General features: G+C 55.0%; 23 protein-coding genes. 20 read left to right on the plus strand and 3 right to left on the minus strand.

Annotated elements, in window-relative coordinates; all coding sequences use genetic code 11:
* Positions 1–5 precede the first annotated feature (5 nt).
* Genes AC2FJZ_RS12005 through AC2FJZ_RS12015 form a run of 3 tightly spaced genes read left to right on the plus strand, consistent with a single transcriptional unit; the run spans position 6 to position 2,316 of the window.
* Positions 6–821, plus strand: coding sequence for an amidohydrolase family protein (locus tag AC2FJZ_RS12005; RefSeq protein WP_496777763.1), 816 nt, complete (start codon positions 6–8; stop codon positions 819–821).
* Positions 818–1,195 (plus strand): hypothetical protein, encoded by a 378-nt coding sequence (locus AC2FJZ_RS12010; protein ID WP_496777765.1) that lies wholly within the window; start codon positions 818–820, stop codon positions 1,193–1,195. The genes AC2FJZ_RS12005 and AC2FJZ_RS12010 overlap by 4 nt, the downstream gene beginning before the upstream one ends.
* 8 nt (positions 1,196–1,203) lie before the next feature.
* The gene (locus AC2FJZ_RS12015; RefSeq protein WP_496777767.1) at positions 1,204–2,316 is read left to right on the plus strand and encodes a cytochrome-c peroxidase; all 1,113 of its coding nucleotides are present in this window, start codon (positions 1,204–1,206) and stop codon (positions 2,314–2,316) included.
* 186 nt (positions 2,317–2,502) lie between these two features.
* Here AC2FJZ_RS12015 and AC2FJZ_RS12020 read toward each other — a convergent pair whose 3' ends face one another.
* The gene (locus tag AC2FJZ_RS12020; protein ID WP_496777769.1) at positions 2,503–3,249 is read right to left on the minus strand and encodes an IclR family transcriptional regulator; all 747 of its coding nucleotides are present in this window, start codon (positions 3,247–3,249) and stop codon (positions 2,503–2,505) included.
* A 215-nt stretch (positions 3,250–3,464) separates the two neighbouring features.
* Here AC2FJZ_RS12020 and AC2FJZ_RS12025 point away from each other — a divergent pair, with 215 nt between their 5' ends.
* From AC2FJZ_RS12025 to AC2FJZ_RS12100, 16 genes are all read left to right on the plus strand, one after another.
* On the plus strand, positions 3,465–4,301 hold the full coding sequence (locus tag AC2FJZ_RS12025; protein WP_050605358.1) for a cyclase family protein: 837 nt from the start codon (positions 3,465–3,467) through the stop codon (positions 4,299–4,301).
* Between the two features lie 66 nt (positions 4,302–4,367).
* Positions 4,368–4,712: a cupin domain-containing protein gene (locus AC2FJZ_RS12030; RefSeq protein ID WP_496777771.1), complete on the plus strand. Its 345-nt coding sequence runs from the start codon at positions 4,368–4,370 to the stop codon at positions 4,710–4,712.
* Positions 4,713–4,723: 11 nt separating this feature from the next.
* Complete coding sequence (locus AC2FJZ_RS12035) at positions 4,724–5,509, plus strand: SDR family NAD(P)-dependent oxidoreductase (protein WP_496777772.1); 786 nt, start codon at positions 4,724–4,726, stop codon at positions 5,507–5,509.
* The gene (locus tag AC2FJZ_RS12040; RefSeq protein WP_496777774.1) at positions 5,510–6,436 is read left to right on the plus strand and encodes a 3-hydroxyacyl-CoA dehydrogenase family protein; all 927 of its coding nucleotides are present in this window, start codon (positions 5,510–5,512) and stop codon (positions 6,434–6,436) included.
* A 43-nt stretch (positions 6,437–6,479) separates the two neighbouring features.
* A complete protein-coding gene (locus AC2FJZ_RS12045; RefSeq protein ID WP_496777776.1) occupies positions 6,480–7,760 on the plus strand; it encodes an ABC transporter substrate-binding protein in 1,281 nt (426 codons plus the stop codon).
* A 50-nt stretch (positions 7,761–7,810) separates the two neighbouring features.
* On the plus strand, positions 7,811–8,539 hold the full coding sequence (locus AC2FJZ_RS12050) for an ABC transporter ATP-binding protein (protein WP_496777778.1): 729 nt from the start codon (positions 7,811–7,813) through the stop codon (positions 8,537–8,539).
* A complete protein-coding gene (locus AC2FJZ_RS12055) occupies positions 8,532–9,239 on the plus strand; it encodes an ABC transporter ATP-binding protein (protein ID WP_496777779.1) in 708 nt (235 codons plus the stop codon). The genes AC2FJZ_RS12050 and AC2FJZ_RS12055 overlap by 8 nt, the downstream gene beginning before the upstream one ends.
* 1 nt (position 9,240) lies before the next feature.
* Entirely contained in the window at positions 9,241–10,104 is an 864-nt protein-coding gene (locus AC2FJZ_RS12060; protein WP_496777780.1) for a branched-chain amino acid ABC transporter permease, read from the plus strand.
* Complete coding sequence (locus AC2FJZ_RS12065; RefSeq protein WP_496673549.1) at positions 10,101–11,129, plus strand: branched-chain amino acid ABC transporter permease; 1,029 nt, start codon at positions 10,101–10,103, stop codon at positions 11,127–11,129. Before AC2FJZ_RS12060 ends, AC2FJZ_RS12065 begins: the two co-directional genes overlap by 4 nt.
* A 4-nt stretch (positions 11,130–11,133) precedes the next feature.
* Entirely contained in the window at positions 11,134–12,072 is a 939-nt protein-coding gene (gene kce, locus AC2FJZ_RS12070; protein WP_496777782.1) for a 3,5-dioxohexanoate:acetyl-CoA acetone transferase, read from the plus strand.
* Between the two features lie 978 nt (positions 12,073–13,050).
* The gene (locus tag AC2FJZ_RS12075; protein WP_496777784.1) at positions 13,051–14,145 is read left to right on the plus strand and encodes a LacI family DNA-binding transcriptional regulator; all 1,095 of its coding nucleotides are present in this window, start codon (positions 13,051–13,053) and stop codon (positions 14,143–14,145) included.
* On the plus strand, positions 14,142–15,497 hold the full coding sequence (locus AC2FJZ_RS12080) for an ABC transporter substrate-binding protein (RefSeq protein WP_496777786.1): 1,356 nt from the start codon (positions 14,142–14,144) through the stop codon (positions 15,495–15,497). Before AC2FJZ_RS12075 ends, AC2FJZ_RS12080 begins: the two co-directional genes overlap by 4 nt.
* 65 nt (positions 15,498–15,562) lie before the next feature.
* Positions 15,563–16,795, plus strand: coding sequence for a carbohydrate ABC transporter permease (locus AC2FJZ_RS12085; protein ID WP_496777788.1), 1,233 nt, complete (start codon positions 15,563–15,565; stop codon positions 16,793–16,795).
* A complete protein-coding gene (locus tag AC2FJZ_RS12090) occupies positions 16,795–18,003 on the plus strand; it encodes a carbohydrate ABC transporter permease (RefSeq protein ID WP_496777790.1) in 1,209 nt (402 codons plus the stop codon). Before AC2FJZ_RS12085 ends, AC2FJZ_RS12090 begins: the two co-directional genes overlap by 1 nt.
* Positions 18,004–18,008: 5 nt before the next feature.
* Positions 18,009–19,256, plus strand: a complete 1,248-nt coding sequence (locus AC2FJZ_RS12095; RefSeq protein ID WP_496777792.1) for an MGH1-like glycoside hydrolase domain-containing protein — start codon at positions 18,009–18,011, stop codon at positions 19,254–19,256.
* On the plus strand, positions 19,256–20,311 hold the full coding sequence (locus tag AC2FJZ_RS12100) for an ABC transporter ATP-binding protein (protein ID WP_496673528.1): 1,056 nt from the start codon (positions 19,256–19,258) through the stop codon (positions 20,309–20,311). The genes AC2FJZ_RS12095 and AC2FJZ_RS12100 overlap by 1 nt, the downstream gene beginning before the upstream one ends.
* A 303-nt stretch (positions 20,312–20,614) precedes the next feature.
* On the opposite strand, the gene AC2FJZ_RS12105 is transcribed toward AC2FJZ_RS12100, so the two are convergent.
* Positions 20,615–21,766 carry a flavin monoamine oxidase family protein gene (locus tag AC2FJZ_RS12105; protein ID WP_496777793.1) on the minus strand — a complete coding sequence of 384 codons (1,152 nt, stop codon included), beginning with the start codon at positions 21,764–21,766 and terminating at the stop codon, positions 20,615–20,617.
* 179 nt (positions 21,767–21,945) lie between these two features.
* Here AC2FJZ_RS12105 and AC2FJZ_RS12110 point away from each other — a divergent pair, with 179 nt between their 5' ends.
* Complete coding sequence (locus AC2FJZ_RS12110) at positions 21,946–22,275, plus strand: hypothetical protein (RefSeq protein WP_496777795.1); 330 nt, start codon at positions 21,946–21,948, stop codon at positions 22,273–22,275.
* On the opposite strand, the gene AC2FJZ_RS12115 is transcribed toward AC2FJZ_RS12110, so the two are convergent.
* A complete protein-coding gene (locus AC2FJZ_RS12115; protein ID WP_496777796.1) occupies positions 22,259–23,854 on the minus strand; it encodes a GMC family oxidoreductase in 1,596 nt (531 codons plus the stop codon). The genes AC2FJZ_RS12110 and AC2FJZ_RS12115 overlap by 17 nt on opposite strands.
* Positions 23,855–23,963: the final 109 nt, after the last annotated feature.

Here is a 23,963-nt window from a genome sequence, read left to right on the forward strand (position 1 = left end):
TGAGGATGCTTAAGGTGCTGAAACACACTTTCCTTTTAGGTGCAGCGCTGTTCTGCGGTACGGCACTCGCAGAAGAGCGACCGATCTTCGATGCACATATCCACTACAGCCATGATGCCGTAAAACTGGTGCCACCCGAACAAGTGGCCAAAATTCTCCGGGACGCGGGCGTTCGGAAAGCGCTCGTTTCCAGTTCGGACGACAATGGTACGCAATTGCTGTTGGCCGCAGCGCCGGACATCGTTGTTCCAGCGCTTCGCCCTTATCGTCGTCGCGGTGAAATCAACACCTGGATGCACGATGAAACGGTTATCGACTATCTGAAAGCAAACCTGGCCAAGAACGACTACGAAGCCATCGGCGAATTTCATGCCTATGGGGACGATATCAAAACGCCAGTTATCCAGCGCATGATTGCGATGGCAAAAGAACAGAACCTAATTCTTCACCACCACGGCGATCGCGAGGCAGTTGATTTGATCTTCGAAACCTGGCCGGAGGCACGGGTATTGTGGGCCCATTCTGGCTTTGACGACCCGGCCAGTGTGGTCGATGCCTTAGACGCCTATCCCAGGCTATGGGCCGATCTGGCGTTTCGTTCGGATATGGTTTCGCGAAGCCGCGTCGACCCAGATTGGAAGGCAGCGTTCGAAGCGCACCCCGATCGTTTCATGGTTGGTACAGATACGTTTGCACCGGAGCGTTGGTACTACGTAGGCCCTCATGCTGACTTTTCGCGTGAATGGCTGGATTTGCTTCCGGATCAGATCGCTGACAACATCGCTTTTGCCAACGCAGAGCGTCTACTGGCGTCAGAATGATCCGCTGGGTTTTAGTGTTTTTTGCATCATCCGGCGCGGCTGTTGCTTGTGAAGCAGAGGGACAACGCATGGGATCGGAAACACAAAACGCACCCGCGGTGCATGTGGCTGCCGCTGCAATTTCCTTAGCCCAACCGTTTTCCATTTTGGTTACAATTTGCGGTGAAACTGCCGTCAGTGAGGTGCGTGTCGACGCGATCATGCCCGCTCACCAACACGGGTTGAACTACGCTCCAAAGGTCACTGCAATAAGCGACAGACTGTTCCGTGTGGATGATATGCTATTCCACATGCCGGGCTTGTGGGAGCTGCAGGTGAACGTCGATTTCAGCGGGCGATCGGTATCCTATACGTCTGAAATTGCGCTAAAATGAAGCCGTGGGTGACAGCTGCGTTAATAGTCCTGACGGGTGCGGTGCGCGCCGAAGTCCTTTTATCTGAAGACGAAATTCAAAAAACGCTGTCTTTCGGACCGTGGCCTCCGATTGTTCAATCGGATCCAAGCAACAGGGTTTCACGTGATTCAAGAGCGATTGCGCTCGGCGCGGCCTTGTTCAACGATCCGGTGTTGTCAGTCGATGGCGCGTTTTCTTGCGCGAGTTGTCATGATCCTGAACAGGCATTTGCGACTTCCGAGGCGCGTGCGCTTGGCCGCGTCCTGTTAGATCGAAACACACCATCACTTCGAAACCTTGCCGGTCTCCGCTGGTACGGATGGGGCGGCAAGAGCGACAACCTTTGGGCAGCCAGCTTGCATCCGATCATCGAAGAACAGGAGTTGGCGCATAGTAAAGAAAGCCTAAAAACGGCCATTTCTGAGAGTTCATATGTCGGTGATTATGAAACTATTTTTGGCAGTATCCAGGTTCAAGAACCAGAATTGGTGTTGGTAAATACTGCCAAAACTATATCGGCTTACCTGGAAACGTTGGGGACCGAGCGGACGCAATTTGACGATTTCAGGGATGCATTGGAACGCCGAGATTTAGCGGCGGCTGCGAACTATCCCGCAGCTGCCCAGCGAGGTCTTCAGCTCTTTTTGGGACGCGGAAATTGTGTGTTTTGCCACAACGGTCCGAGGTTTTCTAACAATGAGTTCCACGATGCTGGCGTTCCATATTTTCTGAACGAAACCGAAGTCGACGAAGGGCGGTTCGGTGGATTGAACTTCTTACTTTCAAGCGCATACACTTTAGACGGCGACTGGAGCGATGATCCGGATAGGCAAGGTGCATGGGCGGTTCGCAGTGTACGCAGGAGCCACTCCGATTTTGGGACTTTTCGTACGCCAAGCCTGCGGGGCGTGGCCGAAACCGCGCCTTACATGCATGACGGCAGCCTGATCGACTTGGATGCGGTGATCAGGCACTACAGCGAAATTGATGCAGAAAGGTTGCACGCCGACGGTGAAGCCATTCTCTCGGTGTTGAATTTGTCTGAGCGCGAGATTGCAGACTTAGTCGCATTTTTGGCGACACTGTCCAAGGTGCCTTAATACAGCTCTTGTGTTTACGGCTTGGGAATGGGCTAACTGGCTGGCAGCCTTGGCGACCGTTTGAGGTCTTGGAGTCTGTGCTTCATATCACTAAGAAAAACTACTCCTGAGGCTATTCCGATCATCGTGAACGTTTGAGCCAGCTGGGGTGCACGGCTTCGTTGAACCCAGATCTCGCTTTTCAGGTCACTGAAAAGTTTGATGGATATTGGCGGCTGTCTCACGTAGCGCTTGTTCAATTGTTGCTTTTTGTCTTGAAAACCGGGTCGTTGGTACCGGAATGGAGATTGCGTGCAAATCTCCAACCCAATCGACGAAGGAAAAACCTATTGCCGACACGCCGGCGGAATGTTCGTCCAAATCATAAGCTAGACCCTGTTCTCGGATAACAGCCAGCTCGGACAAGAACTCATCTAAGTTCCTCTGGATACCATTCCGGTTCCATTCGTTTCGAATTAGCTTGATCGCATCCTCTTTACTGAGTTGGGCAAGACACGCTTTTCCATTCGCCGTGGTGGTCAACGGAAAAACTTCCCCCACTTTCGAGACGGTTGTCAAACGGTACACGCCGGGAACCTGATCTAGAAAAACCATACCGATGCCACGCATGACTGCGAGGTCTGTTGTTTCTCCGGACTTCTGGGTCAGTTCCGTTAATAGAAGCCGGCTGTGTTCTACAATATTGTAGTTGGCTGCGCCTGCGAGGACGCTCAGTTCAGGGCCTAGCCGCAATCCGCTTCCATTCGCGTCGGCAATAACCAATTTTTCTTCTGCAAGGGCGCTTGTGATTCTCTGTACCGTAGAGCGGGGCAGATCAACGCGGTCGGCGATTTTCCCCAAGCTCATTCCAGATTGGCTTTCCTTCAAAACACGCAGAATCGAAGCCGCTCGTGAAATAACCTGAATTCCACCTTTTTCATTTTTATCAGACACTTAATCTGTCCTCACACTTCTTTCTGCCACCGCATGCCGGTATTGAATATTCAAGAACAATGTATCGCAATGCGGTGCAAGTCAACCGTAATGTGAGTTTCTTGTTGACCGCATTGTGGTGCGTGTGCATCATGATACGGGACAGGTGGGGAGGCCACCCAAACAATTCAAATCGACCAACGCCGCTTCGTCGGCGAACAGAGGAGATATGCCCAATGGTTGAAATCCGCGGCATCGAGTTCCAGGGCAACACCGAAAATGACATGGGGTTGGAGTTCTACAACCTTAGCCACAGATACGGGTTTCAGTGTCCGAATTGGCCCTATTTCAAAGACGTTCAGATCGACCGGAAACACTACATGGCCAAGTCGGGCGTCTTGTCGCAGACGATTACCACGACCATGCACGTGACAACGCATATCGATGCACCAGCGCACGTAGTTCAGGGAACGCCCTTCATCGACGAAGTGCCGCTGCCGCACTTCTTCGGTTCGGGACTGGTCGTCTCGGTTCCCAAAAAGAAGTGGGAGCAAATCACAGGAGATGATCTGGAAAAGGCCTGCGGGCACGCGATCCGAAAAGGCGATGTTCTGATCATTAACACAGGTTGGCACAAGCAGTACGAAGATGGTGACTACTTCGCCTACTGCCCGGGTCTTGTTCCTTCAGCCGCTGAGTGGATGATCGAAAAAGGCGTGAAAGTTGTTGGGCATGACACCCAGGCAAATGATCACCCGCTGGCAACGGCCATTGGTCCACAACGCAACGGTCCGATCCTGCCGCACCTTGAGAAAGAGTACCTTGAATGGTCGGGCGGAACCCCATGGGAGGTTGATTTCCCAGAATGGGAGCCGGTGCATAACATGCTGTTCTCAAGAGGTATACTCGGCATCGAAAATGTCGGCGGCGATCTTGATGCGGTTACCGGCAAGCGGTGCACCTTCGCGTTTTTCCCATGGAACTGGGACCGTGGTGATGGCTGCATCATCCGCCTGGTCGCGATGATCGACAAGAACCAGTCTTACCGCATCGAGGCTGGCGAAGAATTCTGAACACTCGCGGACCGATCGCTGGTTCGCTGGCGACCGCCAATTCTATTTTCCTGAGCGGAGACGAACATGCATCTAAAGCGGTTTCAAGATGCCCGGCCCTACGAAGCACCGAACCACTTTGGATGTCACGGGCTTCGATTGCAGGGGTTCGAGGAGGGCGGGCCAAAAAATCAGTGGATCGGCTTCAGCCAGTTCCTGCCTGGGGGCGGGGCGGGGCCGGACTCTACGCCGTTCGAGAAGGTCTACGTGGTTTTAGAAGGCGAGATGACCGTCATCGTTGGCGGCGCCGAAACTACTCTTGGCCCCATGGACAGCTGCACGATCGCACCGGGCGAAGTGCGAAAAATTGAAAACCGCGCAAACCACATCTGCAAAATGCTCGTGGTCATTCCGTATCCGCCAGAAAGCTGAGGACTATAAGAATGTCTGATCCACTCAAGATGTTTGACGTTAAGGGAAACGTCGCGCTGATCACAGGAGCCTCGGGCGCTTTCGGGATGGTGGCTGCGCGTGTTCTGGCCGGGGCAGGTTGCGACCTGGTTCTGGCTGCGGGCAATCAAGATGCGCTTGATGAGATTGCTAATGAATGCCAGGCGATTGGTGCAACCGTCGTCACCGTAAATACCCGTCCTGCTGACGAAGCATCATGTGATGCTTTGGTAGACGAAGCCGTCAACAACTTTGGAAAGCTGGACATTCTCGTTGTCGCGTCGGGTATGAACAAGGTTGCGCCGATCAACGAAATGGCACCCGAAACTTTTGACGCGGTAATGGATGCCAATGTAAACCAAAGCTGGTTATTGGCCCGCGCAGCAGCGGCACAGATGAAAGCCAGCGAATACGGCAAGATCATCTTTGTCAGTTCAGCTCGCAGTATCCTTGGCCATCCGGCCGGTTACACGGCGTATTGCGCCTCAAAGGCCGCAGTAAACGGGATCACCAAGGCCTTGGGGTGTGAGCTGGGGCCGACCGGTATAACCGTCAACGCCATCGCACCCACGGTCTTCCGTTCGCCGCTGACGGCTTGGATGTTTGAAGACACCGACCAGGCCAAAGCGGTGCGCGATGGTTTCCTTACCCGTGTCCCGAAAGGTCGGCTGGGCGAGCCTGAAGACCTTGCCGGTCCGCTCCTGTTTCTCGCGTCGCGGGCATCTGATTTTTACACCGGGCATATCCTTCATGCCGACGGTGGATATACGGCGGGTTAAATGATGGCGCGCAAGAAGCAGCAGATGGCGGTGATTGGTGCAGGCCTGATGGGCCATGGCATTGCCCTGACTTTGGCAAGAGCAGGCCAATACGTCGCTATCACGGACCCCATAAGAGAAGCTCGGGATACAGTGTCTGAGCGCATTCGCGCCAGTATGGCGGCGATGGGGGATGACGAGGTTACAATCACTAAAACCCTCAAGATGATTGAGATCTTTGCGACAACGGAAGGTGCGGTTCGAAATGCTGACGCCGTGTTCGAAGCCGCGCCGGAAAAACTGAATCTCAAGCGTACGATTTTTGCTGAGATCGAAAAGCATGCCCCACAGACGTGCATTCTCGCGTCCAATACATCCGTCATGCCGATCACTCAGATCATGTCTGGATTACGGCTAAAAAACCGGGCACTCGGAACGCATTGGTGGAACCCACCGCACATGATCCCGCTGGTCGAAGTCATCAAGACCGAGTGGACAGACCCTGTGATAGCGCAGACGATGATCGATCTTTTGAAGGACGCTGGCAAAACACCGGTGATGGTCGAAAAGGATGTGCCCGGCTTTATCGGCAATCGTCTTCAGCACGCCTTGTGGCGCGAAGCTGTCAGCCTGGTCGAAAACGGTATCTGCGACGCGGAAGCAGTCGATACGGTAATCAAATCCAGCTTTGGACGCCGACTAGCAGTGCTCGGGCCGCTGGAGAACGCTGACCTTGTTGGAACTGACCTGACGCTCGATATCCACGAAAACGTATTGCACGATCTTGAGGCGCAGAGGGGACCTTCATCCTATCTCAAGTCGCTTGTTGATGCGGGCAAGCTGGGCATGAAATCCGGCGAAGGGTTCAGGAAATGGGCTGAGGGCGAGGCAGACCAAGTTCGCCAGCGCGTCGCGAACCATCTGAAAAATCTCGAGAAGACTTTGTAAGATCAATCAAACACTGGCGGGAGGCCGGTGAAGGGAGGACGCAATGACAAGGACTTTCAAAACGGCCACAAGGCGCAGTTTCATAGCTGGGGCAACTGCGGCGATTGCCGCTCCGGCCATCCTCCGGGCGACGCGCGCCTATGCTGCAAACCCGACGCTTCGGATCGGCAATGTCAGCCCGCGCACTGGGCCTTTGGCGGGTTTTGCCGAAGCTGATGAATATGTGCTTCAAGCCATTCAGCAGGTCTTTTCGGCGGGGTTGGACAACAACGGCAAGACCTGGAATGTCGAGATCATCTCAAAAGACAGCCAGTCCAACCCGAACCGCGCAGCAGAGGTCGCCGCCGATCTGATCCTGGGCGATGAGGTTGATATCATCGTGGCGGCATCCACACCGGACACGGTGAACCCCGTTGCTGATCAGGCCGAGATCAATGAAGTTCCCTGCATCACCACCGACTGCCCCTGGCAGCCATACTTCTTTGGGCGCAACGGTGTTCCAGGGGAGGGATTTGAAAACACCTATCATTTCTTCTGGGGTCTTGAGGATGTGATCGCAGCGTTCCTCGATATGTGGGACAAGACTGGCGTGACCAAGACTGTGGGCGGTCTTTTCCCCAACGATGCGGACGGCAACGCTTGGGGTGATCAGGAGCTGGGTCTGCCCAAGCCGCTGGCAGCCGCCGGTTATACACTCACCGATCCCGGCCGCTATCAGCCGTTGTCCGACGACTTCTCAAACCAGATCGCAGCGTTCAAAGCAGCTGGTTGTGAAATTGTCACCGGCAACATGATCCCACCGGATTTCGCGACATTCTGGAGCCAGGCGGCCCAGCAAGGGTTCAACCCGAAGGTCGTCACAATTGGTAAGGCGCTGCTGTTCCCGTCCGTTATTGAATCGTTGGGTGACCGCGGCGATGGATTGTCGACCGAGGTCTGGTGGTCTCCGCACCATCCATTCTCGTCTTCGCTGACAGGCACCACTTCGAAGGAACTGGCCGAAGGATATACGGCAGAGTCAGGTCGTCCGTGGACCCAACCGCTTGGCTTCAAACATGCTCTGTTTGAGGTCGTCGCTGATGTCATCAAAAGAGCTGATGATCTGGAAGACCCGTCTTCGATCATTTCGGCGATCACGTCCACGAACCTGAACACAATCGTCGGGCCGGTGAACTGGGGTGATGGACCGATGAATAACGTCACCAAAACACCGCTGGTCGGCGGCCAGTGGCAGAAGTCCGGAGACGCGTACGAATTGCAGATTGTTGCAAACAGCACCGCACCCGAGGTTCCGGTGACGGCAGACATGAAGCTGCTGGGCTGACTAATTGTTCGGCGCCGATCTTGGCGCCGGACCCTCCATCCGAGAGAAGCATGACAACAATCCTGAATCTCCAAGACCTGTGCAAGGCATTTGGCGCAGTCACTGTCGCCGATGCGCTGAGCTATCAGGTCCAACAAGGTGAGGCGCTTGGGGTGATTGGCCCCAATGGCGCCGGTAAAACCTCGATGTTCAACCTGATCACAGGGACGCTGAAACCAAATTCTGGAGGTATCGAGTTTGATGGTCAGAACGTCACCAAATGGAGCGCAGCAAAACGCAGCCATGCAGGGATCGCACGTTCGTTTCAGGTTCCGCAGCCGTTTTCGGGAATGACTGTTTTCGAAAATGCAATGATAGCTGCAACACAGTCGGCTGGGCTGCATGGGCACCAAGCTGAACGATTTTGCCTGGAAATTCTGGACCAAACGGAACTGCTGCTAAAAGCAAACGTACTTGCAGGCAGCCTGACATTGCTGGAACGAAAACGTTTGGAACTAACGCGCGCGCTATGTGCCAAGCCCAGATTGCTGTTGTTGGACGAAATCGCCGGTGGCCTGACGGAAGCCGAGTGCAAATCGCTGGTTCAAACCATCAAGGACATCCACGCGTCCGGCGTCACCATCATCTGGATCGAACATGTCGTGCACGCCCTGCTGGCCGTTGTGGACCGCCTGATCGTTATCGACTTCGGAAAGAAGATCGCCGAGGGCGAGCCACAGGCAATCATGGAAAGCGCCGAAGTCAAAGAAATCTACCTAGGGATCGAAGCCGATGCCTGATCCAATTCTGCAGACACGCGGCCTGAACTCCCACTACGGCGACTTTCAAGCGCTCTACGATGTCGAACTGGACGTTGGCGAAGGTGAAGTTCTTGCAATTATTGGTGCCAACGGTGCAGGCAAGACGACCCTGATGCGGTCTATCACCGGATTGCTGACGAACGGACCGGGGCAGATCCACTACCGGGGTCAGGATATCAGCCGTCTACGCGCGGACGAGGTTGCGGAACTTGGCCTGGCGATGGTGCCAGAGGGTCGTCAATTGTTCCCTTCCTTGTCAGTCAAAGAAAACCTGATGATCGGTGCCCAAGTTGGCCGCGCAGGCCATTGGGACATGCAAGCCGTCTATGATCTGTTTCCGATCCTTGAAGAGCGGAAAGATCAGGCCTCTACGTCGCTGTCAGGTGGTCAACAGCAGATGGTTGCCATCGGGCGCGCACTGATGGCAAACCCCGACCTGATCCTCTTTGATGAAATCAGCCTAGGACTAGCGCCGATAATTATCAAAGACATCTACGAGGCGCTGCCCGGCATCATAGGCGAGGGCATGAGCGCGATCATCGTCGAGCAAGACATCACCAAGGCACTGTCGGTCTCGAGCCGGGTCTACTGCCTGCAAGAGGGCCGCGTTTCGCTTGAAAGCGCGTCTGACACCGTTTCGCGTGAGGATATCTCGCGCGCGTATTTCGGGATCGAATGAAATGGAATGGCTGAACGCGATTGTGCAGGGAACTTTGCTGGGGGGGCTTTATGCTCTGTTCGCGGCGGGGCTATCCTTGATCTTTGGAGTTATGCGGCTGGTCAATATTGCCCATGGCGACCTGATTGTGCTGGCCGCGTATCTCGGGCTGACCGTCACGACCGCGACGGGGATGCACCCGATGGCCACGGCGGTGATCGTCGTTCCCGCCATGGCGTTGATCGGGTATGCCCTTCAACGCGGTCTTCTGAACCAGACACTGGGCGACGATATACTTCCGCCCTTGCTTGTCACCTTTGGGCTGAGCGTGATCATTCAGAACGGGTTGCTAGAGGTCTACACCGCAGACCCCCAAACATTGAATGCCGGTGCGCTGGAAACAGCAAGCGTTGCCGTGGGCGGTGTGGCACTCGGAATCTTACCGCTTCTCACCTTCGGTATCGCCATCGCAGTGATCTGGGGGCTGCAATGGACCTTCTATCATACCGCTCTGGGACGCGCGTTCCGTGCCGTTTCGGACAATCAGGACATCGCCCAGCTCATGGGCCTTAATCGCCGACACATCTTTGGCCTGGCCATGGCTCTGGCCCTGGGCGTGACGGCAATAGCCGGTATCCTGTTTGGTATTCGGACAAGCTTTGACCCTTCAATTGGCGGCGGTCGCCTGATCTTTGGCTTTGAGGCCGTGATAATTGGTGGGCTCGGAAATCTTTGGGGCACGCTGGTTGGTGGCGTCATTCTTGGCGTCGCTCAAACCATCGGCGCCAAGATCGATCCGGGTTGGCAGGTACTTGCTGGCCATATCGCATTTCTTGTCATTCTTGCCGTTCGCCCGAACGGTCTCTTCCCGAGGATCTCCGGATGAACCTACAGGACTATTCTGTATCTCGATCATCAAATGCAGCCCGGGTTGCTGCGATCCTCGCTGCCATTGCGCTGCTTGCTCTGATCGCTGCGCCTTGGTGGGCGGGTCGCGCCGACATGCGCCTGATGGGTGAACTGTTCCTCTATCTGTCCCTTGCCACGCTATGGAACCTTATGGCGGGATACGCCGGTCTCGTGTCAGTTGGCCAGCAGGCCTATGTCGGCTTTGGCGGTTACATGCTCTTCGCGCTTACGATGTTGGGCGGGCTGCATCCATTGGCCGCCATTGCAGCTGCAGGAGTGCTGGGGGCTTTGATCTCGATCCCTGTCGCTGTTCTGATCTTCCGGCTCCGCGGCGCTTATTTCGCGATAGGTACCTGGGTCATCGCTGAAGTCTTTCGATTGAGCTTCGCACAAATCACTGCGCTTGGCGGAGGATCAGGGTCTTCGCTGCCCGTTGCCATTGTGAAATCACTGGCGTCCGGTCGTGCGATGCGAGAGGCGTTGAGTTATTGGCTGGCGCTTGGGGCCGCTGTGCTGGTGGTCACAGCCGTGTATCTCTTCCTACGCTCGCGGCAAGGGTTGGCGTTGACGGCAATTCGCGACAACGAACTGGCAGCCGGAAGTTTGGGAATCGATATCTGGCGCACAAAGTTCATCGTTTATGTCGTAACGTCGGCATTCACGGCAATGATAGGTGCGCTCATCTTTCTGCAAAAGCTGCGCATCTCGCCGGACGCGGCATTCAGCGTCAATGATTGGACTGCCTTTGTCATCTTCATCGTGGTGATCGGCGGTATCGGCACCATCGAAGGCCCGATCATAGGCACGCTGGTCTTCTTTGCCTTGCGCGAAACGTTGGCCGACCTGGGTACAACTTACCTGATCGTTCTCGGCGTGGTTGCGATCGTCGTCATGCTCAGGGCACCGAAGGGCATCTGGGGTCTCGTCCGCAGCCGCTATGACCTACAACTTTTTCCGCTGGGCTACCGCGTGAAGCACATCGGACAATCCAAGGAAAACTGAACCCATGGCCCGACAGAAAAAGACCATAATCACCTGTGCCGTAACTGGTGCAATCCACACGCCGACAATGTCGAATGCGCTGCCCTACACTTATGACGACATCGCACAACAGGCGGTTGAAGCGGCCGAGGCCGGTGCGTCGATCCTGCACCTGCACGCGCGAAACCCCGAGAACGGATCGCCATCAGTCGACCCGAGTGATTTCTCGCCTTTCCTGCCGCGCATCAAACAAGCCACCGACGCAGTTGTGAATCTATCAACCGGTGGATCACTGACATTGTCCATTCAAGATCGGATCACCCCAGCCAAGACCTTCAGCCCCGAAATGTGCTCAATGAATATGGGTTCAATGAATTTCTCGTTTCACCCATTGGCTAACAGGTATGGCGATGACGATTGGAAATTTGATTGGGAAAAGGACTATGTCGCGAACTCCGATCAAAACATCTTTCGCAATACATTCCGGGACATTCGTGAAGCGGCAGAGACCCTGGCGCCGCATGACATCAAATTCGAACACGAATGCTATGATGTCGGCCATTTGTACAACCTAAAGTTTTGTATGGATATCGGGCTATTCAAAGCGCCCATATTTATTCAATTCATCTTTGGTATCCTAGGTGGTATCGGACCTGAAGTAGACAACCTGATCTTCATGAAACGCACGGCTGATCGGCTTTTCGGTGACGACTACCGATGGTCGGTATTGGGAGCGGGAGGAGCACAGATGTCGCTTGCCACGACGGCAAGCCAAATGGGTGGCAATATTCGTGTTGGACTGGAGGACAGCTTATTCATTTCTCGTGGAAATCTGGCAGAAAGCAATGCGCAGCAGGTGTCTAAAATTCGTCGCATCGTAGAAGATCTGGGCAGTCAGATTGCCTCGCCCGACGAAGCCAGAGAAATTCTGGATTTGAAGGGCGGCGATCGGGTAGCGTTTTAGCCGAAAAGGCGGCCGGTACATTACAAAACTATATTGTGGATTGGTTCAAGTTTAGGTTTCGACATGAGCAGCAGTATCGGTGAGAGGCCGTTGGTTGATCTGGGTCAGAAATGCTTGACGTTTGGGTCAGAATTGAATGACGTGTTAAACTGATTTATTGAGGTTTTGGCCGTTGATTAAGTCCAAGATCTGTGACGTTCCACAGTAAATATTGAACATCACACGAACCTGACGCAATCGTCACAGTTGGGCCAGAAATGTGAAGAACGTTCGACATCAGAACGCGCCCCCAACGTTGGACATCAGTTGAATTTGACCTTTGTGTCATTAACTGACCTAACGAGCCCATTTCATACTCCCTCAGACAGTTTCGTTTGATCTAACTTCGCTTTTGGATAATCAGGGTTGATTTGCATATCAGACAGCGAAGCAGCCTTATCCTGCCAATCTGCCACGTGGCGAACGCGGGAAGGGGCGAGGCAATGCTATTCGACAGGGGTGGTGCGGCGCGCAGACGTATCCGAGGACACGGCCCTGTCTAATAGGGTTGACCGAGGGGGAGGGCAGCGTTCTACCCCTGATGGCCAGAGGCGTTTGGCTTGTCCAAATCCCGCTGGCCCACGAAAGGAAAGTGGTGGGGAAGAGGACCTGCCGCCGTTCGCTATTGTACCTTTCTGTCGAACTGCAAAGTGTAACAGTCGGCCGCAGAGCTGCTGTTCGCGCCCATGCAATACTAGTTGCTAGTAACGGCAGCTTTTCACAAAAAGCTTACTTTTGGTCAAAGATGCGGCGTGTTTGTGCCGGGCTCCTGAAAGGCGAGTTTCTCCAGCAGGCCAGAGAGTTCCAACCGGAAAGTTGAATTTTTTCAGTTTTCCATTGCCGAAACCGGTTTCGGAACGAACAAATAGTCAGATGATAACGAATCCCAGTCCACCAAAGCATCAACCAACGTTCCGTCGCCACTCCGCATCTGGACGGGTGAAACTGGACGAACTGGCTGATCATCTCGGTCTTTCGAAAAGCACCGTGTCGCGCGCTTTGAACGGTTATTCGGATATCTCTGAATCCACGAGAAAAAGGGTTGAAGCCACTGCTCGGAAGATGGGCTATCGCCCGCTCAGCCACGCGCAGGCGATCCGCACAGGAAAGGTGCGTGCTATCGCAATGGTCGTAAACAGCGGAGAACCAGACAGGCACAATCCATTTCTTCAGGATTTTCTGGCAGGCGCTTGTGAAGCCGCCAGCGCATTCGATTGGACGATGACAATCTCAACGGCCAAGTCCGAAAAAGACATGCTGAACGTTCTGGGGCGCCTGGTGGAAGAGCGCAAGGCTGATGGGTTCATCTTGCCAAGGACGGAAGTCGAAGACGCCCGTATCGAGTACCTGCGGGCGTCGAATGTTCCATTCATACTCTATGGTCGAACCGGATATGGGCAGACCGACCCTGATAGCGATACATCATGGTTTGATATCTCAGGTGAAGCGGCAATCTGTAGTGCTGTCACCCGCTTGTGTGCGTTTGGCCATAGTCGCATAGGCTTTGTTGGCAGCGATCCGAAATTCAATTACAGCCACCTCCGCCGCGAGGGGTATCTTGAGGGTCTAAAGGCCGCTGGAATGCCAGTTGACCCTGAACTGATCCGCGAAGGCGCCCGTAGTCGAGATGAGGGGGCAACCCAAGCGCGGGCGCTGCTGGAGCTTGACCACCCGCCAACCGGAATCGTCTTTGCGACTGATCTGGCCGCCTTGGGTTCTTATTCTGTTTGCGCAGAATTTGGCCTGCAAATCGGTCAGGATGTTTCGATCCTTGGATATGACGGCATACCCGAATGCCAATATGTCAGCCCGGGGCTGACGACATTCAGTGTTGACTCAAAGCGGGCCGGCGAACGCCTTGCTGAAATGCTCATACGGCAGACCCGTGGCGAAGCACCTGAAGGTCTACGCGAACTCGGCCAAGCCGAGCTTGTAGAGCGGAAATCTGATGGACCACCGCGCCTGACACCCGAGGGGTTGGCGCACAAAGTTACTCAATTAAAAAATGGTAATCGGGGAGGAGACCGACCATGAAACTTACACCAAAGGCATCTCGACTGGTGCTGAGCACATCGCTGGCGCTGGCTTTGGCGGCGGTGTCCGCACAGGCAGATACAATTCGTTTCTGGACAACTGAAGAGCAACCTGAACGGCTTGCAAAGCAGCAAGAAATGGCGGACCAGTTCAAAGCGGAAACCGGCACTACGGTCGAGGTGATCCCGGTGACCGAAACCGATCTGGGCACCCGCGCAACCGCGGCTTTTGCCGCAGGCGACTTGCCCGATGTGGTCTATCATCCGTTGCAGTACGCCTTGCCATGGGCTGAAGCAGGAATTCTGGACACCGAAGCCGCGACTGAAGTGATCGAGGAACTGGGAACTGACACCTTCGCCCCGGGCGCACTGGGTATGGCTGCGTTCAATGATGAAACCGCCTCGGTCCCGGTGGATGGCTGGACGCAAATGGTTGTCTACCGGAAGGATCTTTTTGACGAAGCCGGTCTGGAAGCGCCCGACAGTTTCGCGGACATTCAGGCGGCACTTGAGGCGCTGCACAACCCGCCTGAAATGTATGGTTTTGTCTCAGCCACCAAGGTTGATGAGAATTTCATGAGCCAGGTACTGGAGCATGTGTTCCTGGCAAACGGCGTCTCGCCGGTCGGGCCCGATGGGTTCCAGCCGCTGGACGAAGCCAAGACCACCGAGGTCCTGGATTTCTACAAAGCGATCTCCGAGGCGTCGCCTCCGGGAGAGCTGTACTGGAAGCAATCGCGCGAGCTGTATTTCGACGGCAAGGCGGCGATGATCATTTGGTCGCCCTTCATTCTTGATGAATTGGCCGGTCTGCGCGACAGTGCCCCGCCGACCATCAATGATGATCCGACCTCGCGTGATCTGGCCAGCAAGACCGGTATCGTGACCAAACTGTCCGGCCCATCAAACCCCGATGGTGCGGCTTGGGGCGACGTGCGGTATTTTGGTATCACCAATGATGCGGACACCGACGCGGCCATGGAGTTCGTAAAGTTTGCCATGGATGACGGCTATACTCAGACGTTGGCCATTGCGCCCGAGGGTAAGTTCCCGGTACGCCGCGGCAACGCAGACAACCCGACCGCGTTCTCTGAAGCCTGGGCCGAACTGCCCGTGGGCGTCGACCGCAAAGCCCCGCTGGGCGAGCTGTATGAACAAGCCATGATCGACGAGATCGTTGGCGGTCTGGACGTGGCGCAACGCTGGGGTGTGGCTGAAGGTCAGTTGGCGCTGGCGTCGAAAATGATCAACTCTCAGGCGATCAACCGTGTTGTGCGTCAGTACATCGATGGTGAAATCGATGCGGCCGCAGCCGTTGCAGCCATGAACGACGAACTCGCCAAGGTCGAGTAACACCGCCGCTCACTGGCATCTGCAGCGGCGCGCGCGCCGCTGCACCCAACCCTTCGAGGTATCCCATGACTTCGACCAGCCCACCGACCGGAACCGGGGCGTTAGCCAAACGCCAAGCGCGTCTGGCCTGGACGCTGCTGGCTCCGACCGTGATCAGTGTATCGCTTGTTGTGATCTTGCCTTTGCTGGCAATTTTCTGGATCAGCTTCAAGCCGTTTACCCTTTCCGATCTACGCCCACCCGCACCAGTTGTACGTGAAAGCCTGCGCGGATCAGGCGACGATCTGCGGATTGAATATCGCTTGCGCAACTCCAGTCAGGAGATCGCAATCGACGGGGTCACCCTCAGCGATGTTCTGCCCGATGGTGTCGTTGCAGGGGAAGTTGCTGCTCCCTGCGTGTTGGACGGGCAAGAGCTGTTTTGTGACTTCGGCACTCTGGAAGGGGGGCAGCGCGAACGTATCCGCATTCCTGTCGCCATTGACGGCGACCCCGAGGCGTTCGAAGACGTGGTCGAAACGTCAGAACCGCGTGTGACCGGAAGCGGTCCGAATGTTCTGACCAATCTTGATTTCAGCCTCGAAAATTATGCCCGCGTGTTTGACGGGTCCGAGTTCTGGGGCGTGCTTTGGGTCACTCTGTTTTACACGGTGTTCGGGACCGTTGGCGCATTGGTCATGGGTTTGTTTGCGGCGTTGTTGCTGAACAAAAGCTTCAAAGGGCAGGGGTTCATCCGGGGGCTCTATTTGTTTCCCTATGTTGCACCGGTCATTGCGGTGGCCTTTACCTGGGTCACGCTGTTTGATCCGTTTTCGGGTTCGGCCAATGCGCTTTTGATCCAGATGGGGCTGACCAACGCACCGATCAACTTTTTCGGCGAACGCCCTCTGGCGCTGATCATGGTTACGGTGTTCGAGATTTGGCGCTATTTCCCGCTGTCCTTCCTGTTCATCCTGGCGCGGATGCAATCCATCGATAGCAGCATGTATGAAGCGGCGGACATGGATGGGGCGTCGCCCTTCCAGAAGTTCTGGTTGCTGAGCATCCCGCAACTGTTGGGTATCCTGTCGGTGCTGTTCCTTTTGCGCTTTATCTGGACGTTCAACAAGTTCGACGACATCTTCCTGCTGACCGGCGGTAATGCCGGCACCCGCACACTGACCGTGAATGTCTATGAGCAGGCGTTTGCGATCTCGAATATCGGGGCAGGTGCGGCGGTGGCTGTGGTCATCCTGCTGTGCCTGATCGCCTTCAGCTTTGTCTTCTTCCGCTACATCAGCCGTGAGGAGGGTCTTTGATGCGAAAAGGTTACATAACCGGTCCGGTTCTGGGCGCGCTCTGGCTCGTCATTATTGCCAGCACCATCGCCGTCACCATGTCTTTCGCGACTGGCGCAAGCTTTCGCCCGCAGGTGGGATTGGGCCTGGTCTGGGGGGCAGTGGCAGGTCTCACTTATGTTGCGTTTCCAGCGCGCCATGCTCTGGCGCGTCTGGCGGTCTCCGTGTTGCTTGGCTTGTCTTGTCTAAGCGGCCTGGGTCCGGTTCTGATTGGTCCCGATACGTCGGTTCAGGCCAGTTTCATCACGATCATCGCTGTTGCAGTCGTGATGCATCTGTCACTGGCCGAGATCCTCAAAGAGCTACCCTTCGCCGAACTGACACGCCATGAATTCGAAGACGCGGTGATCCGATTCTGCACTGGATTTGGCTATATCTTTTTCACGGCCATCGTCGTCATCCCATTCTACGTGATGGTGATGACCAGCCTGAAATCGCAGCAGGCGCTGTTGCAGAACCCGCTGGATTTCTCTGTTGACTTGAGCCAGGGCACCGCGTTGTTCCGCAGCTATACCGAGCTGTTCCGCGACTTCAATTTCGGCACCTATCTCTGGACGTCCTTCTACGTCTCGGTCCTGACGGTGTTCATTACACTGCTGTTCAGTGTCCCTGGTGCCTATGCCGTGGCGCGGTTCCGGTTCAAAGGGCAAAAGGCGTTTTCGCGGTCGATCCTGCTTATCTACATGGTGCCGATGATCGTTCTGGCGCTGCCGATCTATATCGCGTTTTCGATAACGGGCCTGCGGAACTCGATCCTCGGCATCGTCATGGTCTATCCGGTCACGACGATCCCTGTCGCGCTTTACATGCTGCAGGGTTACTTCCGTGGTCTGCCGACCGAAGTGGAAGAGGCTGGTCTGATGGATGGTCTGTCGCGTCTGGCCGTGATCTGGAAGATCACTTTGCCGCTCAGCCTGCCTGCGCTGGCGTCGGTTTCGCTCTATGTCTTCATGATCGCCTGGAATGAATTCCTTCTGGCCTTCATGCTGTTGGACGATCCGTCGAAATTCACCCTGACCCGAGGCGTCACGATGTTGAACTCTTCGGAAATACCCCGTCAGCACCTGATGGCCGGTGCGGTGATCGCCACCCTGCCGATCATGGCGTTGTTCCTGGGGCTTGAACGTTTCATGACCAAGGGCCTCACGGCGGGGTCTGTCAAAGGATGACACAGATGAACCAACATACGAACCCCGACCGCGAGGCGCGCAATATCCTGATTGCCAACGATCGCGGAGGCTACACCATCCCGACCGAGGGGCTGTATCCATACCAATGGAACTGGGACAGCGCGATTGCCGCGCTTGGCTTTGCCCAATTCGACCTTGACCGCGCATGGACCGAGATCGAAACGCTGTTCACCGGGCAATGGAAAGACGGCATGGTTCCGCATATCCTGTTCCACCAGCAGGATGAAGGGTATTTCCCCGGCCCCGACGTTTGGGGATGCAATGGCCCGATCCCGTCTTCGGGCATCATTCAACCCCCCATTGCTGCGACCATGGTGCGCAAAATCTGGGAACAGGATACCGCGTTTGGGGATGCTCGCATGAAGGCGCTGTTCCCAAAAATGCTGGCGTGGCATCATTGGATCATGAAATGGCGCCTTGATGAATTTGGCGCCGTATGCACGACCCATCCCTGGGAAGCGGGCCGCGACAACGCGCCCGATTGGGATAACTCCATGGCGCGTATGGACGCGTCGGATGTAGGCGAATACCAGCGCCGCGATACAAGCCATGTGAACAGTGACGACCGACCCACAAAGTTCGATTATGACCGGTACATCAAACTGGTTCAGATCGGCCGAGGTGCGGGGTGGGACCAGCAAGCCCTGTTGTCCCTGAACCCGTTCAGAGTCGCGGACCCCACGATGACCTTCACGACGCTACGCGCTGCACGGGACCTACTTGCAGTCAGCGAACAGCTGGGTCTGGAGGCTGAAGGCCTCGCAACCGATATCGAAAAGCTTGATACCGGCGCGCGTTCGCTTTGGAACGATGACCTAGGCAGTTTCGATTCTCGTGACGCGCATACCGGGGAAGTGGCCAACAGTGTTTCGAACGCGTCATACCTATGTTGGTACGCGGGCATCGAATCCGACCAGATGCTTGAGCGGCTGAAGTCGACGTTGGAGACCGCTCCATACCCCGTTCCAAGCTATGACCTCGAGATGCCAAAATTCGATGCGCGCAGGTATTGGCGCGGCCCGACATGGGCTTTCATGAATATGATGATCGGGGTCGGACTGGCGGATATGGGGCATACACAACAGGCAGAAGAGCTGCGCCGGAAAACTGCCGAGTTGATCTCGGGTTACGGATTTGCAGAGTATTTTGATCCAAAGTCGGGCAGCCCCGCAGGTGGCAATGCATTTACATGGACAGCCGCCGTCTGGCTTCACTGGGCAGGGAGGGCCTGATGGGTAGCATCGAACTAAAGTCTGTCGAAAAATGGTTCGGCTCGGCGCAGGTTATTAAGGGCGTAAACCTCAAGATCGAAGAAGGTGAGTTCATTGTTTTCGTCGGCCCGTCTGGTTGCGGGAAATCTACATTGTTGCGAATGATTGGCGGGCTCGAGGACATTTCGCGCGGGTCGTTGTTGATCGATGACGGCGATGTCACGGATCATCCACCTTCAAAGCGCGGTCTGACTATGGTCTTCCAGTCTTATGCGCTTTACCCCCACCTGACGGTTGCGGAAAACATGGGATTTTCCCTCAAGGTGGCCGGTGTGCCAAAGGTCGAGATTAACGAGCAAGTCGGTAAGGCCGCCGAAGTTCTCAAGTTGGGGGATTTCCTGGAGAGACGGCCAAAGGACCTATCCGGTGGCCAGCGACAGCGGGTGGCAATCGGCCGTTCTATCGTGCGTGACCCGACGGCGTTTCTTTTCGATGAACCGCTTTCAAACCTTGATGCTGCGCTTCGGGTTGAGATGCGTTACGAAATCGCCAAGCTGCACCAAACTCTTAAACGCACGATGATCTACGTGACGCACGATCAGGTTGAGGCAATGACGCTCGCCGACCGGATTGTCGTTCTGGAATACGGAAAGATCGCGCAGGTCGGCACCCCACGAGAGCTTTATGAGCGCCCCGCAAACCTGTTTGTGGCTCAATTCATCGGCAGCCCGAAGATGAATATTCTACCCTGCACCACCGAAGGCGGTATCTACCGGCTGGAACACGGTGGCAGTGGCGCGTTCGACCGGTCCGGCGTTGCAACCAAACTTGGTGTTCGGCCAGAGCACATTCAGGTTGTCCCCACGGGTGAAGGTCAATGCGATGGCGTCATCGAGGTGATCGAATACCTGGGTGCAGATACTTTCTTGATCGTTGATTGTGGTGGCGAGGAAAAGGTCACAGTGCGGTTAAATGGCGATACCGATCTTGAGCCGGGGGCTAACATCGGTCTGCATTTCCCAACCGAAAAACTGCACCACTTTGGTGAAAATGGACAAGCCTTGGGGCTCAAATAACACAGTCACCAATCTGCCCTTTTCATACCACACCATTGGAAAGCTCTAGCTCTTCTCCAAGAGTCTGCAGCGAGCCTCGGATTGGATCAGGAACATCGCAAAAAATGCGCCCCTTCTACTAATCCGGGGCAAAAATCTTCCCGTCCATGCTAGTGCACTTAATCGCTAAGGGCTAAGTGGCAAAAACTATTCGGTCAGTATTGCGAGAGGGGTCCTGACATTCAGCGAGCCCGTTCTGACCAATGCTGCGCTATGCTTGAACGGCTGCTTTTGAGAATTTGAAACCTTAGGCTCGAACCCAATTTACGCGACGGTCATCTGCTCGACGGCTCTTTTTGCCGAAAACGCAGCGCCTTGCACCGTTGACTGGTCATCTTGGCCTAGAGCTTCACCGGCAAAGAAAACGCGTCCCCTTACTGGCGCCAAAATTTCAATGATGTCATCGTTGCCGTAATTCTCCATCGAGTAGCTACCCATAATGTAGCGTTCGCGGCTCCAGTTTTGGACGACACCATCAATGAATGCCTCTCTCACGACTGAACCGAAAATTTCTGTCAGTTCTGCGAGAACATCCTGCAAGAGGGCTCCATCATCCAATGATACGCGGCCGAGTGGCTCATCCGACACGGTAAAGAGCCCCAAGATGTTCTGGCTCGTCGGTTTGCCGAAAGCGGCATCGTAGTAGATCTTTTCTGACCATGTATTGGCCAAAACACTCGCACGAGACCCTTCAAACAGTATGTCGGGATAGAAGCGCTCACTGAATTTGAGGAACACTTTGAAACCGGACCCAAAACCGATGTCTTGGAGCGCGTGCAGGCTGTGCGGCGCAAGCCCATCCTGAAATGCGATCTGATCGCGTTGCAGTACGGACAACGGCACTGTGACCAACACTTTGTCTGTGTCCAGCGTCCGACCGTCGGTGAGCCGAACTGAAACCCGCGACCCTTGTTTTGAAATCTGCGAGACAGCCGCACCAACCGCAATCTTTTCACGAACCGCAGGCAGTACAAATGTCTCGAAGAAACCATACCATGTCGTGTCGAAGAATTTCACTTCCCCATAGCCGTGCCGCAGCGCATTGAAGTTTTTCAGCTTTCCGTTGTGCCAGAACTGGTATGTTTGCGGCTGGTAATTGATGGTCGCAACACCAAGATCGGTCTCGCCTTGATCAAGAATACGCCCAAGGATCTTAGGATCATCATGGATCCACTCCGCCCCAAGATCGAGGGGCACATCAGCAAATCCCGTGAGGCGCTTCAAGCGACCTCCCCATGACGGTGAGGCTTCGAGGATGTGAACCTGAACGCCGGTTCTTGTTAGATGGTAGGCCGCCGTCAATCCGGCGGCACCCGCACCGATGATCGTGACGTGCCGGGACTGTTGCGCCGAAATTAAACCCGGCGAGCACACTAGTGATGACGCTGCTAAGCCTGCAAAAGTTCTACGATCCATGGCTAAATCCGAATTCGTTCATCTCAAAATTGCCACTACTTGGATGGAATGCAAAGTCTGTTCTGGTCCGCACATCGGACATCGACGCTCCATCTTGTTGACCTTCGAATGACGGCTCTGAGCCCACACAGGACCTCCAGCGTCGGTTGGTAAGAGGCGGGAGAGCGGACTTTCCAGTCATGGATTGCGATGCAGCAATAGCCACGGCGAAAACTACAAATTCGATCTTCTCAGACTCGGGAAAAGATCGAAATTTCGCAGATGCATTACAGAAATTTTTGTTAGCGCAGATGTCGCACAAAAGTGGCGGTGCCGTGACGAAAAAGACCGGGTTGCTGTCATCAAAACGTGGGGAAAGCCTCAAACAGAATGAAGAAGTGGGGCTTGTTCTTGCCACTCTCTGTATCGCTACTCGAGTAGGTCTTCGAACTCAATCCGGCCGCACAGGCAGCAGATTTGCACAAAGCGCAACCTCACTAACCAACACGCTCATCACTTCTTTGAAGTAATCAATTCGCTGGCTTTTTCACCGATCATGATCGCTGGAGCATTGGTGTTCCCGCTGACGATCTCCGGCATGATCGAGCAGTCAGCTACGCGAAGATTAGTAATCCCCCTGACTTTCAAGCTTGGGTCCACTACGGCATTTTCGGAGGTGCCCATCGCACAAGTTCCCGTCGGGTGATAGATAGAAACAGAGTTCGATCGCGCCCAATCCAAAGTGCCTTCGTAGTCTTCGCTGGAAAGATCGGAAGATGGTCGAAACTCTTCCGAAATTTTAGAAGCTAAAGGGTTATGCCGGGCGATATCACGTGCGATGTTCACGCCGTCAACGATGGTTCTGCAATCCGTTTCGGTCGAAAGATAGTTCGGGATGATCTTGACGTAGTCACTTGGATCAGGACCATCCAAACGCAACTCACCCCGGCTTTCAGGCCTGAGTTGGCAGACGGACATTGTGAACGCTGAAAATGGGTGCACGCCTTCTCCGGGGCTGTCGGCTGACCAGGGCTGGACGTGGAACTGGATGTCAGGTGATTGCACCTCGGGGCGGGTTTTCAGGAACCCGGTGGCCAGACTGGCCGCCATCGTCATGGGTCCAGCACGAAATAGTGCGTATTTCAGCGCGATGCGGGCCTGATTGAACAAGCTTCGCACTTCATCATTCAACGTCGGCTCGTTGCACTTGAAGACAAGGCGCGCCTGCAGATGATCCTGCAGCCGTTTTCCCACACCGGGTAGCGAATGGACGGGTTCGACACCATTGGCCTTCAGGTGATCGGGATCTCCGATGCCCGACAACATCAATATCTGGGGAGAGTTGATGGCACCGCCAGACAAGACAATTTCACGCCGTACTTTGATTGATTGCATTTTGCCTGATCGGTCTCGGTAAAGAAGCCCCGTTGCTTTCTTTCCGTCCAACTCTACGCGTGCCACCAAGGCATGTGTGATGATGCTCAGGTTTGGCCTGTTTTTAATGGGCTTGAGGTAAGCAACCGCAGCGCTGCATCGGCGACCATTTCGCGTGGTTAACTGAAAGTAGCCAACGCCTTCCTGATCGGCCCCGTTGTAGTCAGGGTTGAACGGGTAACCCGCGGCTTGCGCAGCGGCAACCCATGCGTCGCAGATTGGTCTCTGAATGCGCATGTTCGAGACCGATAGTGGCCCGCCGGTACCATGAAATTCGTCCTCTCCGCGTTCCTGATCTTCGCTGCGTTTGAAGAGAGGCAAGACGTCGTCCCAACCCCATCCGACATTTCCCATCTGACGCCAGCGGTTGTAGTCCTCTTTCTGTCCGCGAACGTAAAGCAACCCATTCAACGAGGATGAACCCCCCAGGACCTTTCCGCGCGGCCAGTCAATCGAACGCCCGTTCAAACCTGGATCAGGTTCCGTGCGATAGCACCAGTCCACTGCGGGGTTGTGCATGGTTTTGAAGTATCCGACCGGGATGTGAATCCACGGGTTGGTATCCGGACCGCCAGCTTCCAACAATGCAACCGTTGTGTTGGGGTCGGCGCTCAGGCGATTGGCAATGACACAGCCAGAAGAACCCGCTCCGACGACTGCATAATCTACCTCCATCACTGTCTCCTCCCAAGGTTGTTGAAAAAAACTCTATGCAAATTGCTGGAACTATACTAGCATTTTTTGATACAAAACGTCTCAATAATTGCGATCAGGGAGGTAAGCA

This window comes from Ruegeria sp. CDSA079, from assembly GCF_059612245.1.

What these genes read in the sequence shown, in the direction of transcription:
- AC2FJZ_RS12050 (WP_496777778.1), top strand. Translation starts at nt 7,811, where the DNA reads ATGACAACAATCCTGAATCTCCAAGACCTGTGCAAGGCATTTGGCGCA.
- AC2FJZ_RS12105 (WP_496777793.1), bottom strand. Translation starts at nt 21,766, where the DNA reads ATGGATCGTAGAACTTTTGCAGGCTTAGCAGCGTCATCACTAGTGTGC.
- AC2FJZ_RS12115 (WP_496777796.1), bottom strand. Translation starts at nt 23,854, where the DNA reads ATGGAGGTAGATTATGCAGTCGTCGGAGCGGGTTCTTCTGGCTGTGTC.
- AC2FJZ_RS12080 (WP_496777786.1), top strand. Translation starts at nt 14,142, where the DNA reads ATGAAACTTACACCAAAGGCATCTCGACTGGTGCTGAGCACATCGCTG.
- AC2FJZ_RS12040 (WP_496777774.1), top strand. Translation starts at nt 5,510, where the DNA reads ATGATGGCGCGCAAGAAGCAGCAGATGGCGGTGATTGGTGCAGGCCTG.
- AC2FJZ_RS12065 (WP_496673549.1), top strand. Translation starts at nt 10,101, where the DNA reads ATGAACCTACAGGACTATTCTGTATCTCGATCATCAAATGCAGCCCGG.
- AC2FJZ_RS12085 (WP_496777788.1), top strand. Translation starts at nt 15,563, where the DNA reads ATGACTTCGACCAGCCCACCGACCGGAACCGGGGCGTTAGCCAAACGC.
- AC2FJZ_RS12035 (WP_496777772.1), top strand. Translation starts at nt 4,724, where the DNA reads ATGTCTGATCCACTCAAGATGTTTGACGTTAAGGGAAACGTCGCGCTG.
- AC2FJZ_RS12090 (WP_496777790.1), top strand. Translation starts at nt 16,795, where the DNA reads ATGCGAAAAGGTTACATAACCGGTCCGGTTCTGGGCGCGCTCTGGCTC.
- AC2FJZ_RS12045 (WP_496777776.1), top strand. Translation starts at nt 6,480, where the DNA reads ATGACAAGGACTTTCAAAACGGCCACAAGGCGCAGTTTCATAGCTGGG.
- kce (WP_496777782.1), top strand. Translation starts at nt 11,134, where the DNA reads ATGGCCCGACAGAAAAAGACCATAATCACCTGTGCCGTAACTGGTGCA.
- AC2FJZ_RS12055 (WP_496777779.1), top strand. Translation starts at nt 8,532, where the DNA reads ATGCCTGATCCAATTCTGCAGACACGCGGCCTGAACTCCCACTACGGC.
- AC2FJZ_RS12095 (WP_496777792.1), top strand. Translation starts at nt 18,009, where the DNA reads ATGAACCAACATACGAACCCCGACCGCGAGGCGCGCAATATCCTGATT.
- AC2FJZ_RS12030 (WP_496777771.1), top strand. Translation starts at nt 4,368, where the DNA reads ATGCATCTAAAGCGGTTTCAAGATGCCCGGCCCTACGAAGCACCGAAC.
- AC2FJZ_RS12025 (WP_050605358.1), top strand. Translation starts at nt 3,465, where the DNA reads ATGGTTGAAATCCGCGGCATCGAGTTCCAGGGCAACACCGAAAATGAC.
- AC2FJZ_RS12005 (WP_496777763.1), top strand. Translation starts at nt 6, where the DNA reads ATGCTTAAGGTGCTGAAACACACTTTCCTTTTAGGTGCAGCGCTGTTC.
- AC2FJZ_RS12100 (WP_496673528.1), top strand. Translation starts at nt 19,256, where the DNA reads ATGGGTAGCATCGAACTAAAGTCTGTCGAAAAATGGTTCGGCTCGGCG.
- AC2FJZ_RS12110 (WP_496777795.1), top strand. Translation starts at nt 21,946, where the DNA reads ATGGATTGCGATGCAGCAATAGCCACGGCGAAAACTACAAATTCGATC.
- AC2FJZ_RS12010 (WP_496777765.1), top strand. Translation starts at nt 818, where the DNA reads ATGATCCGCTGGGTTTTAGTGTTTTTTGCATCATCCGGCGCGGCTGTT.
- AC2FJZ_RS12060 (WP_496777780.1), top strand. Translation starts at nt 9,241, where the DNA reads ATGGAATGGCTGAACGCGATTGTGCAGGGAACTTTGCTGGGGGGGCTT.